The organism is Streptomyces sp. NBC_01450, assembly GCF_036227505.1.
Taxonomy (GTDB): domain Bacteria; phylum Actinomycetota; class Actinomycetes; order Streptomycetales; family Streptomycetaceae; genus Streptomyces.
On the sequence record NZ_CP109480.1, the window covers coordinates 5,888,684 to 5,903,005 of the forward strand.

The 14,322-nt window shown below is 68.3% G+C and carries 11 protein-coding genes; 3 read left to right on the top strand and 8 right to left on the bottom strand.

Features of this window, described 5'->3' with window-relative positions; all coding sequences use genetic code 11:
* Window positions 1-6: 6 nt before the first annotated feature.
* From OG568_RS26220 to dnaA, 8 genes are all read right to left on the bottom strand, one after another.
* On the bottom strand, window positions 7-816 hold the full coding sequence (locus OG568_RS26220) for a DUF3566 domain-containing protein (RefSeq protein ID WP_329533337.1): 810 nt from the start codon (window positions 814-816) through the stop codon (window positions 7-9).
* A 19-nt stretch (window positions 817-835) separates the two neighbouring features.
* A complete protein-coding gene (gene gyrA, locus OG568_RS26225; RefSeq protein WP_329533338.1) occupies window positions 836-3,430 on the bottom strand; it encodes a DNA gyrase subunit A in 2,595 nt (864 codons plus the stop codon).
* Window positions 3,431-3,472: 42 nt separating this feature from the next.
* Window positions 3,473-5,557, bottom strand: coding sequence for a DNA topoisomerase (ATP-hydrolyzing) subunit B (gene gyrB / locus OG568_RS26230; RefSeq protein ID WP_329533339.1), 2,085 nt, complete (start codon window positions 5,555-5,557; stop codon window positions 3,473-3,475).
* Window positions 5,558-5,898: 341 nt separating this feature from the next.
* Window positions 5,899-6,504, bottom strand: coding sequence for a DUF721 domain-containing protein (locus tag OG568_RS26235; protein WP_266583869.1), 606 nt, complete (start codon window positions 6,502-6,504; stop codon window positions 5,899-5,901).
* The gene (gene recF / locus OG568_RS26240) at window positions 6,501-7,622 is read right to left on the bottom strand and encodes a DNA replication/repair protein RecF (protein ID WP_266432618.1); all 1,122 of its coding nucleotides are present in this window, start codon (window positions 7,620-7,622) and stop codon (window positions 6,501-6,503) included. Before recF ends, OG568_RS26235 begins: the two co-directional genes overlap by 4 nt.
* Window positions 7,623-7,685: 63 nt before the next feature.
* Window positions 7,686-8,561, bottom strand: a complete 876-nt coding sequence (gnd, locus tag OG568_RS26245) for a phosphogluconate dehydrogenase (NAD(+)-dependent, decarboxylating) (RefSeq protein ID WP_266432620.1) — start codon at window positions 8,559-8,561, stop codon at window positions 7,686-7,688.
* A 179-nt stretch (window positions 8,562-8,740) separates the two neighbouring features.
* A complete protein-coding gene (gene dnaN, locus OG568_RS26250) occupies window positions 8,741-9,871 on the bottom strand; it encodes a DNA polymerase III subunit beta (protein WP_266432623.1) in 1,131 nt (376 codons plus the stop codon).
* A 1,032-nt stretch (window positions 9,872-10,903) separates the two neighbouring features.
* Window positions 10,904-13,030 carry a chromosomal replication initiator protein DnaA gene (gene dnaA, locus OG568_RS26255; RefSeq protein ID WP_329533340.1) on the bottom strand — a complete coding sequence of 709 codons (2,127 nt, stop codon included), beginning with the start codon at window positions 13,028-13,030 and terminating at the stop codon, window positions 10,904-10,906.
* Window positions 13,031-13,428: 398 nt separating this feature from the next.
* On the opposite strand from dnaA, the gene rpmH reads away from it, so the two are divergent.
* Genes rpmH through yidD form a run of 3 tightly spaced genes read left to right on the top strand, consistent with a single transcriptional unit; the run spans window position 13,429 to window position 14,321 of the window.
* Window positions 13,429-13,566 (top strand): 50S ribosomal protein L34, encoded by a 138-nt coding sequence (gene rpmH, locus OG568_RS26260; protein ID WP_006381191.1) that lies wholly within the window; start codon window positions 13,429-13,431, stop codon window positions 13,564-13,566.
* Window positions 13,567-13,587: 21 nt separating this feature from the next.
* Window positions 13,588-13,959, top strand: a complete 372-nt coding sequence (gene rnpA, locus OG568_RS26265; RefSeq protein ID WP_266432637.1) for a ribonuclease P protein component — start codon at window positions 13,588-13,590, stop codon at window positions 13,957-13,959.
* Complete coding sequence (gene yidD / locus OG568_RS26270) at window positions 13,956-14,321, top strand: membrane protein insertion efficiency factor YidD (RefSeq protein WP_054236429.1); 366 nt, start codon at window positions 13,956-13,958, stop codon at window positions 14,319-14,321. The genes rnpA and yidD overlap by 4 nt, the downstream gene beginning before the upstream one ends.
* The last annotated feature ends 1 nt before the right edge of the window (window position 14,322 follow it).

The following is a 14,322-nucleotide window of genomic DNA, read 5'->3' on the forward strand; positions in this document are numbered from 1 at the left end:
CTGCTGTTACTCGTCCTCGGCGAGCGTCAGCTCGACACCGCCGACGAAGCCCGCGGAGATGTTGTAGATGAACGAGCCGAGCGTCGCGAGCGCCGTGGCGAGCACGACGTCGATGACCGCGATGATCGACGTGAACATCAGGACGTGCGGCAGGGAGAGGAACGACTGCAGGTCGAAACCGTTCGACTCGTTCGAACCCGTCGCCTCGGAAATCGTGCCGCCGACCGTCGAGAAGACGCCCATCGCGTCCAGGACCATCCACAGCACCGCCGCCGCCACGATCGTGCAGATGCCGAGCGCGATGGAGAGCAGGAAGCTGACCTTCATCACCGACCACGGGTCGGTCTTGGCCACCCGCAGCCGCGCCTTGCGGGTGCGCGGCGCGGTGCGCGCGCCGGTCCGCGGCCGACGCACGGCGCCCGACGGCGTCTGAGCCGGGTACGCCTGCGGCGGGTGGTAGGGCTGCGCGGGCTGCTGCGGCTGCCGTTCCCCCGGCAGCGCGGAGCCGGCCGCTGCACCGGCCGCAGCACCGGCACCGGCCGGGGCAGCGGCGCCGGCGGGGGCCGCCGGAGCAGCCGTACCGGCCGGAGGAGCCCCCGGCGGGGGCGTCGAAGCGGGCGCAGGCTTGGTCTTGGCTGGACCGGCCGCCGCCGGGCCCGCTCCGGCCGCGTACTGCTGGGCCTGCGGGCCTCGGGTGTCCGTCACAGTTCCCCCCTGGGATCCATGAGAGTCATGGGAGTCAGTCGTCTCCGCGGCGGAGCCACGGCCGCCGTCCGTATCCGTACCGGTCGATCCGGCGCCCGTGGCTCCGCTCACGATGACTTCACTCCTCGCGCTACTCGGGCGAGGACTGCTCGCCCTCGTCCGTACCGACGGCCTCGACGCCCTCGGCGGTCTCGTCCTCGGCGATTTCGCCGTCGACTTCCTCCGCCTCGCGACCGGCCTCGGCGTTACGAGCGATGCCGACGACGGCATCGCGCTTGCCCAGGTTGATCAGTTGGACGCCCATGGTGTCACGGCCCGTCTCCCTGACCTCGTTGACTCGCGTACGAATCACACCGCCGGACAGGGTGATGGCGAGGATCTCGTCCGTCTCCTCGACCACCAGCGCGCCGACGAGGGAACCGCGGTCCTCGACGATCTTGGCAGCCTTGATACCGAGGCCACCACGACCCTGAACGCGGTACTCGTCAACGGCGGTCCGCTTCGCGTACCCACCGTCCGTAGCAGTGAACACGAACGTACCGGGTCGAACAACATTCATCGAGAGCAGCTCGTCGCCCTCGCGGAAACTCATTCCCTTGACGCCCGAGGTCGCACGGCCCATGGGCCGCAGCGCGTCGTCCGTCGCAGTGAACCTGATCGACTGCGCCTTCTTGCTGATCAGCAGCAGATCGTCCTCGGCCGAGACGAGTTCGGCTCCGATCAGTTCGTCGTCGGAACCGTCCTCCGTCTCACGAAGGTTGATCGCGATGACACCGCCCGAGCGCGGGGAATCGTAATCCTTCAGAGGCGTCTTCTTCACGAGGCCGCCCTTGGTGGCCAGGACCAGATAAGGCGCCGCCTCGTAGTCACGGATCGCGAGGATCTCGGCGATCGCCTCGTCCGGCTGGAAGGCCAGCAGGTTCGCGACGTGCTGGCCTCGCGCGTCACGCCCGGCGTCCGGGAGCTCGTACGCCTTCGCGCGGTAGACGCGGCCCTTGTTGGTGAAGAACAGCAGCCAGTGGTGTGTCGTCGACACGAAGAAGTGGTCGACGATGTCGTCCTGCTTCAGCTTCGCGCCGCGTACGCCCTTGCCGCCCCGCTTCTGCGAGCGGTAGTCCTCGGTCTTGGTCCGCTTGATGTAGCCACCGCGCGTGATGGTGACGACGATGTCCTCTTCGGCGATCAGGTCCTCGATGGACATGTCACCGTCGAAGGGCACCAGCTTGGAGCGACGGTCCTCGCCGAACTTGTCGACGATCGCCGCGAGTTCCTCGCTGATGATGGAGCGCTGGCGCTCCGGCGAGGCGAGGATCGCGTTGTACTCGGTGATCTTCGCCTGGAGTTCGTCGTGCTCCTGGATGATCTTCTGACGCTCCAGGGCGGCCAGTCGGCGCAGCTGCATCTCGAGGATGGCGTTGGCCTGGATCTCGTCGATCTCCAGGAGGCCCATCAGGCCCTCGCGCGCGATCTCGACGGTGTCGCTGCGCCGGATCAGCGCGATGACCTCGTCGATGGCGTCCAGGGCCTTCAGGAGGCCACGCAGGATGTGCGCGCGCTCCTCGGCCTTGCGCAGCCTGAAGCGCGTACGGCGGACGATGACCTCGATCTGGTGCGTCACCCAGTGGCGGATGAACGCGTCGAGCGACAGCGTGCGCGGGACGCCGTCCACCAGCGCCAGCATGTTGGCGCCGAAGTTCGACTGCAGGTCGGTGTGCTTGTAGAGGTTGTTCAGGACGACCTTGGCGACCGCGTCCCTCTTGAGCACGATCACGAGCCGCTGGCCGGTACGGGACGACGTCTCGTCGCGGACGTCCGCGATGCCGCCGACCTTGCCGTCCTTGACCAGGTCGGCGATCTTCTGCGCGAGGTTGTCGGGGTTGGTCTGGTAGGGGAGCTCGGTGACCACCAGGCACTGGCGGTTCTGGATCTCCTCGACCTCGACGACCGCGCGCATCGTGATGGAGCCACGGCCCGTGCGGTACGCCTCCTCGATGCCCTTCCGGCCCACTACGAGGGCGCCGGTCGGGAAATCGGGGCCCTTGATGCGCTCGATCAGGGCGTCGAGCAGCTCCTCGTGGCTGGCCTCGGGGTTCTCGAGGTACCACTGGGCGCCGGCCGCGACCTCACGGAGGTTGTGCGGCGGGATGTTGGTGGCCATGCCGACCGCGATGCCCGCCGAACCGTTGATCAGCAGGTTCGGGAACCGGGCCGGCAGAACCGTCGGCTCCTGGTTGCGGCCGTCGTAGTTGTCCGTGAAGTCGACGGTGTCCTCGTCGATGTCACGGACCATCTCCATGGACAGCGGCGCCATCTTGCACTCGGTGTAGCGCATGGCGGCCGCGGGGTCGTTGCCCGGGGAGCCGAAGTTGCCGTTGGAGTCCACCAGCGGCATCCGCATCGACCACGGCTGCGCGAGGCGGACCAGCGCGTCGTAGATCGAGGAGTCGCCGTGCGGGTGGTAGGTGCCCATGACGTCGCCGACGACACGGGCGCACTTGTAGAAGCCCTTCTCGGGCCGGTAGCCGCCGTCGTACATGGCGTACAGGACGCGGCGGTGGACGGGCTTGAGGCCGTCCCGGACGTCGGGCAGCGCGCGCGACACGATGACGGACATCGCGTAGTCGAGATACGAGCGCTGCATCTCCGTCTCGAGCCCGACGGGCTCGACGCGCAGGGTGATCTCGCCGCCTTCTTCAGGCGTGCTCGGAGTGTTCTCGTCGGCCATTGCTGGTGAAGATCCTTTCTGCTGCGGTCAGCTGGGACCGACTCAGATGTCGAGGAAGCGGACGTCCTTGGCATTGCGCTGGATGAACGCGCGGCGGGCCTCGACGTCCTCGCCCATGAGGACCGAGAACAGGTCGTCGGCCTGGGCTGCGTCGTCGAGCGTGACCTGGCCGAGGACCCGGTGCTCCTGGTCCATGGTCGTGATGCGCAGCTCCTCGGCGTTCATCTCGCCGAGGCCCTTGAAGCGCTGGACCGAGTCGTCGCGGATGCGCTTGCCGGCCTGCTTGCCCAGCTCGATCAGCGCGTCGCGCTCACGGTCCGAGTACGCGTACTCGAAGTCGTCCCGGCCCCACTTGATCTTGTACAGCGGGGGGCGCGACAGGAACACGTGCCCGGCCTCGACCAGCGGCCGCATGAAGCGGAAGAGGAAGGTCAGCAGCAGGGTGTTGATGTGCTGGCCGTCGACGTCGGCGTCCGCCATCAGGATGATCTTGTGATACCGGAGCTTCTCGATGTCGAAGTCCTCGTGGACTCCGGTACCGAAGGCCGAGATCAGCGCCTGGATCTCCTGGTTCTGCAGGATCTTGTCGATCCGCGCCTTCTCGACGTTGAGGATCTTGCCTCGGATCGGGAGGATCGCCTGGTACTGCGGGTTGCGGCCGGACTTGGCCGAGCCGCCGGCGGAGTCACCCTCGACGATGAAGATCTCGCACTTGATGGGGTCGTTCGACTGGCAGTCGGACAGCTTGCCCGGCAGGGACGCCGTCTCCAGGAGGCCCTTGCGGCGGGTGAGGTCGCGGGCCTTGCGGGCCGCCACGCGCGCGGTGGCCGCCTGGATGGACTTGCGGACGATGTCCGCGGCCTCGTTCGGGTTGCGGTCCAGCCAGTCGTTGAGGTGCTCGTAGACGGCCTTCTGGACGAAGGTCTTCGCCTCCGTGTTGCCGAGCTTGGTCTTGGTCTGGCCCTCGAACTGGGGCTCGCTCAGCTTGACCGAGATGATCGCGGTCAGACCCTCGCGGATGTCGTCACCCGTGAGGTTGTCGTCCTTCTCGCGCAGCAGCTTCTTGTCACGCGCGTACTTGTTGATCAGCGAGGTCAGCGCCGCACGGAAGCCCTCCTCGTGCGTACCGCCCTCGTGGGTGTGGATGATGTTGGCGAAGGAGTACACGCCCTCGCTGTAGCCGCTGTTCCACTGCATCGCGACCTCGAGGGACAGGCTCTTGTCCTTGTCCTCGGCCTCGAGATCGATGACGGTGGGGTGCACCACGTCTCCCTTGCGGGAGTTGAGGTACTTCACGAAGTCGACGATGCCGCCCTCGTAGTGGTACGTGACGGTCTTGACCTCGGCCTTCTCGTCCGCACCCGCCTCGTCCGCACCGGCCGTGGCCTTCGCCGACTCGCGCTCATCAGTGAGTTTGATCGTCAAACCCTTGTTGAGGAACGCCATCTCCTGGAAGCGCCGCGAAAGCGTCTCGAAGGAGTACTCGGTCGTCTCGAAGATGTCGCCGTCGGCCCAGAACGTGACCGAGGTCCCGGTCTCGTCGATGGCCTCGTGCTCGGCGAGAGGGGCGGTCGGGACGCCCATCTTGTAGTCCTGCGTCCAGCGGCGTCCGTCGGTCTTGACCTCGACGGAGACCTTGCTCGACAGGGCGTTCACGACGGAGACGCCGACGCCGTGCAGACCACCGGAGACCGCGTAGCCGCCGCCGCCGAACTTACCGCCCGCGTGCAGGACCGTCAGCACGACCTCGAGGGCCGGCTTCCCCTCGGAGGGGACGATGCCCACGGGGATGCCACGGCCGTTGTCCACGACACGCACGCCGCCGTCGGCCAGGATCGTGATGTCGATCGTGTCCGCGTGGCCGGCCAGCGCCTCGTCGACGGAGTTGTCGACGACCTCGTACACGAGGTGGTGCAGTCCGCGCTCGCCGGTCGAGCCGATGTACATACCGGGTCGCTTGCGAACCGCGTCCAGACCCTCGAGGACGGTGATGGCGCTGGCGTCGTACGAGGCTGTGACCTCGCCGTTCGAGGTCGTGGCCTCGGCGTTGTCGCCGGCGTCGGTGGACGGGATGTTCTCGTTGGGGTTGCCGGAATCGGCCACGAAGCGCCCTTTCTGGCACAGCACAAGCCAAGCTCGTCGGCAGGTTGCCGGAGCGGCTGCGGCACGTTGCGTTGGTAAGCCTTGATCAGCGTTGCTCAGCTTTTCCCGGACGGTCCCCGCAAGCGGGGCGGGATTAGCTTCCAGTCTACCGGTAGCGCCGACAGTGATGGGGGTTTGCCGGTACCTGAGTCCGCATGTGCCGCCCTGAACCGGTCTCTCCCGACTCCCCATATGTGGACCCGGGCTCAAAGAGGCTCACAGCGGCACTCAGCGCTTCCGGGTGTCAACCCTTGGCTACCGGGGAGTCAGGTCGGTGTTCGCAACCGCGTGCACTCCCGCGCAGGGGCCCCTCGATGTGGCCTCCGTCACCCGTAGGTGTCGCCGGGACCCGTGCTTCCAGGGGCACGCAAGGGGCCGAAACGACGTGCGGGACCACTGGGGCCCTGCACCTTGATCAGCCGCACCGTGCCGTGCCCGAGGTCCTGGTTCAGCCGCGCCACCACCTGCGGGGCGAGCAGCCGCAACTGGGTCGCCCAGGCCGTCGAGTCGCACTGCACGGTCAGCACCCGCTCGGCCGGATCGTCGTCGTACTTCAGCGGAACGCAGTGCTTGGCCAGGTCCTCGCCGACGATCTGCGGCCAGCGGCCCATCACACCGCCCACCGCGGCCGGGGTCTCCCAGCCGCGCTCGGTGAGCAGCCTGTTGATCGCGGCGCCGAGCGCCATCGGGTCACGCCCGTCGGCGCGCGCGCCGGAGCGGAGGCCGCCGCCGCGCCGCGCCTGCTTCTTCTGCTGCGCCGCGTCCCCGCGCGCGCGTGCCTGCTCCTTCGCCGCGCGCAACGCCACGCGCGCGAGGTCGACGCCGGAGGGCTCGGGGGTCTTCTTGGAGGCCGTTTCCGGTGCTTTGTTCTCCGGTGCCTTCTTGGGAGCTTTCCCGGAGGCCCACGATGCGTCGGGTGTGTTCTCCGTCATACCCGCTCCACCATGCCCTCGGAGACGGTGTACCGCGTCCCCGTCAGTACGTCCGGTACGTCGTCGTCGACGGCGGCCGTCACAAGGACCTGCTCACCAGGGGCGACGAGTTCCGCGAGACGCTCTCTTCTGCGGCTGTCCAACTCGGCGAAGACGTCGTCGAGGACGAGCACCGGTTCGTTCCCCTCGGCCCTCAGCAGGTCGTACGAGGCAAGGCGCAGCGCCAGCGCGTACGACCAGGACTCGCCGTGGGAGGCGTATCCCTTGGCGGGCAGCTGACCGAGTTTGAGAACCAGATCGTCCCGATGGGGCCCTACGAGGGTCACGCCCCGCTCGACCTCCTGCTTGCGGACCTCGGCGAGCGCCGCCATCAGCTGCTCGTACAGGTCCTCGCGGGTGTGCGCCTCGCCGGGCGCGGACGGCTTGTACTCCAGGGCGACGGGTCCGCCGCCGGGGGCCAACTGCTCGTACGCCTTGTCGGCCAGCGGCTGGATCGCGGCGACCAGGTCGAGCCGCTGGGCGAGCAGTTCGGCGCCCACGCGCGCGAGGTGCTGGTCCCACACGTCGAGCGTGGAGAGGTCCATGGTGCGGCCGCCGTGGCGGCGGGCCAGCGCGGCCGACTTCAGGAGGGTGTTGCGCTGCTTGAGAACCCGCTCGTAGTCGGAGCGGACGCCCGCCATCCGCGGGGAGCGGGCGGTGACCAGCTCGTCAAGGAAGCGGCGCCGCTCACCGGGGTCGCCCTTGATCAGTGCGAGATCCTCGGGCGCGAACAGCACGGTCCGCACGATGCCGAGCACGTCACGGGGTCTGACCTGCGAGGACCTGTTGATTCGGGCGCGGTTGGCCTTGCCGGGGTTCAGCTCCAGCTCGACGAGCTGCTGACGCTCGCCCTGGCGGACACTGGCCCGGATGATCGCCCGGTCGGCGCCCATGCGCACCAGCGGCGCGTCGGAGGAGACGCGGTGGCTGCCGAGGGTCGCGAGATAGCCGACCGCCTCGACCAGATTCGTCTTGCCCTGTCCGTTGGGACCCACGAACGCGGTGACGCCCGGGTCGAGCGGGACCTCGACCCGGGCGTACGAGCGGAAGTCGGCCAGCGACAGATGCGTGACGTGCATGGTCGTTCGCCGACCTCCCCCAGGGTTGTGGATCCACCGCCTGACGGCCTGTGGATCTGTGGATTACTTCGTCTCGACGGCGTGGCCGCCGAACTGGTTGCGCAGCGCGGCGACCATCTTCATCTGCGGCGAGTCCTCCTGCCGCGAGGCGAACCGCGCGAACAGCGACGCGGTGATCGCGGGCAGCGGTACCGCGTGGTCGATGGCGGCTTCCACCGTCCACCGGCCCTCGCCGGAGTCCTGTGCGTAGCCGCGCAACTTCTCCAGGTGCTCGTCCTCGTCCAGGGCGTTCACCGCCAGGTCCAGCAGCCAGGAGCGGATGACGGTGCCTTCCTGCCAGGAGCGGAAGACCTCGCGTACGTCGGTGACGGAGTGGACCTTCTCCAGGAGCTCCCAGCCCTCGGCGTAGGCCTGCATCATGGCGTACTCGATGCCGTTGTGGACCATCTTGGAGAAGTGGCCCGCGCCGACCTTGCCGGCGTGCACCGCGCCGAAGTCGCCTTCCGGCTTGAGGGCGTCGAAGATCGGCTGCACCTTCGCGATGTTCTCGACGTCGCCGCCGTACATCAGCGCGTAGCCGTTCTCCAGGCCCCAGACGCCGCCGGAGACGCCGCAGTCGACGAAGCCGATGCCCTTGGCCGCCAGCTCCTCCGCGTGCTTCTCGTCGTCCGTCCAGCGCGAGTTGCCGCCGTCCACGACGACGTCACCGGGCTCCAGGAGCTCGCCGAGCTGGTCGACGGTGGACTGCGTGGCCGCACCCGCCGGGACCATCACCCACACCACGCGCGGGCCCTTGAGCTTGCCCACAAGTTCTTCCAGGCTGTGGACATCGGCGAGGTCCGGATTGCGGTCGTATCCGATGACGGTGTGGCCTGCGCGGCGGATCCGCTCGCGCATGTTGCCGCCCATCTTGCCGAGGCCGACGAGACCGAGCTCCATCAGTTGTTCCTTAGGTTTGCGACGTGGCGTGAAGGCACTTTCGTACCTGTGTCTGAGCCTAAACCCGCACGCTCACGCACACCTGTGGGCATAGCCGCTCAGACGTACACCCCACCTGTGGACACGCCCGCCGGACCGGACGGGACGATCAGACCGGCCGTCCAGCGAGCTCACAGCACTCAGCCACTCAGACGCACAGGCATGATCAGGTACTTGTAGGCCTCGTCCGCCTCGGCGTCCACGGCGGGCTTGCCGCTGAGCAGCGCGGGCTTCGTGGACGTCGTGAAGGAGAGCTGCGCGACCGGCGAGTCGATGGCGCTCAGGCCGTCGAGCAGGAACGTCGGGTTGAAGGCGATCGAGATGTCGTCGCCCTCCAGCTGGGAGTCGACCCTTTCCACAGCCTGTGCGTCGTCGCTGGAGCCGGCCTCCAGGATCAGCACGCCCTGCTCGAAGCTGAGACGCACCGGGGTGTTGCGCTCGGCGACCAGGGCCACGCGCTTGACGGCCTCCACGAAGGGGGCGGTCTCGATCACGGCGACGGAGTTGAACTCCGTCGGGAAGAGCGTGCGGTACTTCGGGAGGTCGCCCTCCAGCAGGCGGGTGGTCGTCCGCCGGCCCGCACCCTCGAAGCCGATGAGCCCCTCGCCGGCGCCCGAGCCGGACAGCGCCAGGATCACGCTGTCGCCGCTCGTGAGGGCCTTGGCGGTGTCCAGGAGCGTCTTGGCGGGCACCAGGGCCACAGCGGACGCCTCGGGGTTCTCCGGCTTCCACAGGAACTCGCGGACCGCGAAGCGGTAGCGGTCGGTGGAGGCCAGCGTGACGGTGTCGCCCTCGATCTCGATGCGCACGCCGGTGAGCACGGGCAGCGTGTCGTCACGGCCCGCCGCGATGGCCACCTGGGCGGCCGCCGAGGCGAAGACCTCACCCGGGACGGTGCCGGTCGCCGACGGCATCTGCGGCAGCGCCGGGTACTCCTCCACAGGCAGGGTGTGGAGTGTGAATCGCGAGGAGCCGCAGACCACGGTCGCCCGTACACCGTCTGTGGAAATCTCCACCGGCCGGTTGGGGAGGGCGCGGCAGATGTCCGCGAGCAGGCGGCCGGAGACGAGGACCGTGCCCTCCTCGTCGACCTCCGCGTCCACCGAGACGCGTGCCGAGACCTCGTAGTCGAAGCTGGAGAGGCTCAGTGCGCCCTCCTCGGCCTTCAGAAGGAGGCCGGCGAGCACAGGCGCCGGCGGACGGGCCGGGAGGCTGCGTGCCGCCCAGGCCACTGCCTCCGCGAGTACGTCGCGTTCCACCCGGATCTTCACCGTTGCCGCCTCCGTCTGTTGCCGGCGCTCTCGCCCTGCTGGCCTTCGTCGTCTGACTCGGTGTCGTTCAGCCCTGTGGCGGGAAGGACACCGGGGACCAGTCTGACGCACCGCGCTGACAGTCGGTGCCCCTCGGGGTCAAGTCGTGCCGAGCGGCACCGGAGCCTCCGAGAGCGAGTTGTGCACAGCCCCGTCTTCGAATCGATTCCCAGGCTCTCTCTAGTTGGTCTTAGTAGTAGGGCCTGTGGAAACGGTGGATAACCGCGTTTTCGCAGGTCAGCATGGCTTTTTTGTCCACTGACCCTGTGGGCGGAGGCGGTGGACAACCGGGGGTCTCTGTGGACGACGAAAAGTTCTGCACACTCGATGCACAGCCTCGGGCCACTTCTCCCCAGATCCGTCCCCAGCTTTACCCGCGTTCCCCACAGGCCAATCCGGCACCTTGGTGTGACGCCTTTCACTCGACACGGTGAGCGGGCGCGTCTCGTTGCCGAACAGTGGACAGGGGTGTGGAGAAGCTGGGGATGACTGGGGACAACCGGCTCCAGCCTGTGGGCCGTCGGTGGACAACTTCGTGCACACCCTGTGGATCTTTTCTTCGTCCACAGTCTGTGGAGAGTGTTCGTCCACGAATCCACAGGGGGCTGACCTGGCCCGATGGACTTTCGACAGCACACCCTGTGGACACGATCGGGACAACTTCGCGGTCCCCAGGGTGTGGACGCCAGAAAGTCACCAAATCTGTGGAGAGTGGCCGTAACCAGGCTCGTATTCGAACAACTGATGTCGTTCCGGTAGCGGTGAAAAGAGGGACGACGGCCTCGGGACAGGTCCCAGAAGCCCTCGGAGCACTCCCGGCACCCGCTCCGGGAGTGCTCCGAGGGCTTCTGGGACGGCCGCCGAAACCCGGCACAGACGTGACACGCGCTCGAGAGCCGCGGGCCGGAACAGCGAGAACCGCGGGCCGGAACAGCGAAAGGCGCCCTCGGGAAGGTGTCCCGGGGCGCCCTTGGCGGCGTACCGCCTCGCCTGTCAGCCGTTCTTGATGCGGTTGGTCAGTTCGGTGACCTGGTTGTAGATGGAGCGGCGCTCGGCCATCAGCGCGCGGATCTTGCGATCGGCGTGCATGACGGTCGTGTGGTCGCGGCCGCCGAACTGCGCGCCGATCTTCGGCAGGGACAGATCGGTGAGCTCGCGGCAGAGGTACATCGCGATCTGCCGTGCCGTCACCAGGACGCGACTGCGCGAGGAGCCGCACAGGTCGTCCACCGTGAGGCCGAAGTAGTCCGCGGTGGCCGCCATGATGGCGGTCGCGGTGATCTCCGGGGCGGAGTCCTCACCGCCCGGGATCAGGTCCTTCAGGACGATCTCCGTCAGACCGAGATCCACCGGCTGCCGGTTGAGCGACGCGAACGCCGTCACCCGGATCAGCGCGCCCTCCAGCTCGCGGATGTTGCGCGAGATCCGGGACGCGATGAACTCGAGCACCTCCGGCGGAGCGTTGAGCTGCTCCTGCACCGCCTTCTTACGAAGGATCGCGATACGCGTCTCCAGCTCGGGCGGCTGGACGTCGGTGATCAGACCCCACTCGAAACGGTTCCGCAACCGGTCCTCCAGGGTCACCAGCTGCTTGGGCGGCCGGTCACTGGAGAGCACGATCTGCTTGTTCGCGTTGTGGAGCGTGTTGAAGGTGTGGAAGAACTCCTCCTGCGTCGACTCCTTGTCCGCCAGGAACTGGATGTCGTCGACGAGCAGGATGTCCATCTCGCGGTACCGCTTGCGGAAGCTGTCGCCCTTGCCGTCGCGGATGGAGTTGATGAACTCGTTGGTGAACTCCTCGGAGCTCACGTACCGCACCCGCGTGCCCGGGTAGAGGCTGCGCGCGTAGTGCCCGATCGCGTGCAGCAGGTGCGTCTTGCCGAGACCCGACTCCCCATAGATGAAGAGGGGGTTGTACGCCTTCGCCGGCGCCTCCGCGACGGCGACCGCGGCCGCGTGTGCGAAGCGGTTCGAGGCGCCGATGACGAAGGTGTCGAAGAGGTACTTCGGGTTGAGGCGCGCGGTGGGCTCGCCCGGACCGGACGCCGGCGCGGGCTTCGCACCCAGCGGGCCGGGCGTGCCGCTGGAGGACGGCAGCGAGGGGCCGCCGCGATGCAGCGGCGCACCGCCCGAGGACGGCTCCTGGAGGTCGCGGCGGTCGGGGCGCTCGTATTCGGAGCGCGGCTGGTCGTAGTCCTGGCGCTGCTGCTCGTAGGGCGGGCGGTCCATCGACTGCGGTCGGTAGTCCTGCGAGGGGGAGGCGTACGGGTCGCGCTCCGGGAAGCCGAGGCGCTGCTGCTGCCAGCCGTAGTCGTCCTGGGCGTGCCTCGGCCAGGCACCGGGCTCGGGGCGCTGGTAGTCCGGGTAGGCGGGGCGGGCGGTCGGCAGGTGGTCCGCGCGGGAGGAGGACGGCTGGTCGGGGCGGCCGGGCGGCAGCTGGTCGCCGGGGGCGCCCGGGAGCTGGTCGGAGCGACCGCCTCGGTGGTCACTCCGGTGGTCGTCGGCGCGGTGGCGGCCGTACCCCTCGTATCCGTCGCGGCGCTGTGTGTCATAGGGGTTGCGCTCGTCACGGCCCGGGGCGTCGTAGCCGCCGCGGTCCTCGCGGCCCTGGGAGTCGTAACCGTGGCGCTCGTCACGGCCCTGGCCGCCGTAGCTGTTGCGGTCCTCGCCGCTCTGGCCGCCGCCGTAAGGGCTCCGGTCCTCGCCGTTCTGGCCGCCGTAGGGATTTCGCTCGTTGCCGCCCGGGCCGTCGTACGCGTCACGGCCCGGGCCGGTGCCGGAGGGGAGCTCGGGCTCCTCGTACCGGGGCTGGGGGGCGGGCGGGGTCGGAGGCTGCGGTTCCCCGGCCGAGTCGTCGACGGTGATCGCGATGCGGATCGGGCGGCCGCACTCGCGGCTCAGCGTGTCGCTGACGATCGGCGCGAGGCGCCCTTCGAGGACGCCCTTCGCGAATTCGTTCGGAACCGCGAGCAGCGCGGTGTCCGCGACCAGCGCCAGGGGCTGGCAGCGCTTGATCCAGTGCTCGTCCTTGGCCTCCACACCCTGACCGCGGCCCTCACCGAGGAGCTGTTCCAGTACTCGTGGCCACACTGCGGCAAGATCGGCAGGTACGTCAGCCACAGGGCACGCTCTCTCACGGGTCCCACGAACGTGTGGTTCTGGGAACAGGTTGGGATGTCAGTCGGGTGGGGCGGTGGGCACAAATCCGCTGGGGCGGTGAGAAGGGAACGAATCGGAGTTCAGCCACGGTAGTCAGGGCGACCGCTGCGGTTCAAGTTGTTGTCCCCAGCCTGTGGATAGTGTCTCCCGCCAGGAGCTGGTTTGACCGGATGGCGCAGCCGCGCGTACCGTAACCAGGTCGAGTTGTCGATGGCTGCTGCCGCCTGCCTCCGATGGGCACAGATCGCGAAGAGTGATCGGGAAGCGGTGCACTCGGGCGTAATACGAGCTACCTCGTGGGCGCACGGTGACAGCCAGGGCGGCACCCCGCCACCACCGATTCTTTCTGGAGCCCCCGAGTGAGCAAGCGCACCTTCCAGCCGAACAACCGTCGTCGCGCCAAGACCCACGGCTTCCGCCTGCGGATGCGCACCCGTGCCGGCCGCGCGATTCTCGCGAACCGCCGTGGCAAGGGTCGCGCGAGCCTGTCCGCCTGATTACTTACAGGTCATGATGTCGTGCTGCCTACCGAGCATCGGCTGAGGCGGCGCGAGGACTTCGCGGCCGCAGTACGCCGAGGACGCCGGGCCGGACGCCCGCTTCTCGTCGTTCATCTACGTAGCGGTGCAACGGACCCGCACGCGCCTGGGGAGAGCGCTCCCCCGACGCGTGCGGGTTTCGTCGTGAGCAAGGCCGTGGGTGGAGCCGTCATACGCAACAAGGTGAAGCGCAGACTTCGCCATCTGATGCGTGACCGGGTCGCCCTGCTGCCCCCCGGTAGCCTGGTAGTCGTACGAGCGCTGCCCGGTGCGGGCGACGCCGACCATGAACAGCTGGCCCGAGACCTGGATGCCGCCCTTCAGCGGCTACTGGGAGGGGGCGCGCGATGAAGTACCCGCTGCTGGCTCTTATCAAGCTGTACCAGTGGACCATCAGCCCGCTGCTCGGGCCGGTGTGCAAGTACTACCCGTCGTGCTCCCACTACGGCTACCAGGCCATCGACCGGCACGGTGCGATCAAGGGAACGGCACTCACCGCCTGGCGCATCCTCCGGTGCAATCCGTGGTCGCTGGGCGGCGTGGACCATGTTCCGCCGCGCAAGCGTCCGCGGTGGCACGAAATGCTGCGTAACGCCTGGCGCGCACGCAAGGGCGGGAACTCCGCCGCCGAACCGGCCATTGAGGGGCATGGAATGTCCGACCATCCCTCGAGCCCGGCCGCCGAGACCCCGTCCCATGCTCAAGGAGCCTGAT

What these genes read in the sequence shown, in the direction of transcription:
- recF (WP_266432618.1), bottom strand. Translation starts at nt 7,622, where the DNA reads ATGCACGTCACGCATCTGTCGCTGGCCGACTTCCGCTCGTACGCCCGG.
- OG568_RS26235 (WP_266583869.1), bottom strand. Translation starts at nt 6,504, where the DNA reads ATGACGGAGAACACACCCGACGCATCGTGGGCCTCCGGGAAAGCTCCC.
- gnd (WP_266432620.1), bottom strand. Translation starts at nt 8,561, where the DNA reads ATGGAGCTCGGTCTCGTCGGCCTCGGCAAGATGGGCGGCAACATGCGC.
- gyrA (WP_329533338.1), bottom strand. Translation starts at nt 3,430, where the DNA reads ATGGCCGACGAGAACACTCCGAGCACGCCTGAAGAAGGCGGCGAGATC.
- yidD (WP_054236429.1), top strand. Translation starts at nt 13,956, where the DNA reads ATGAAGTACCCGCTGCTGGCTCTTATCAAGCTGTACCAGTGGACCATC.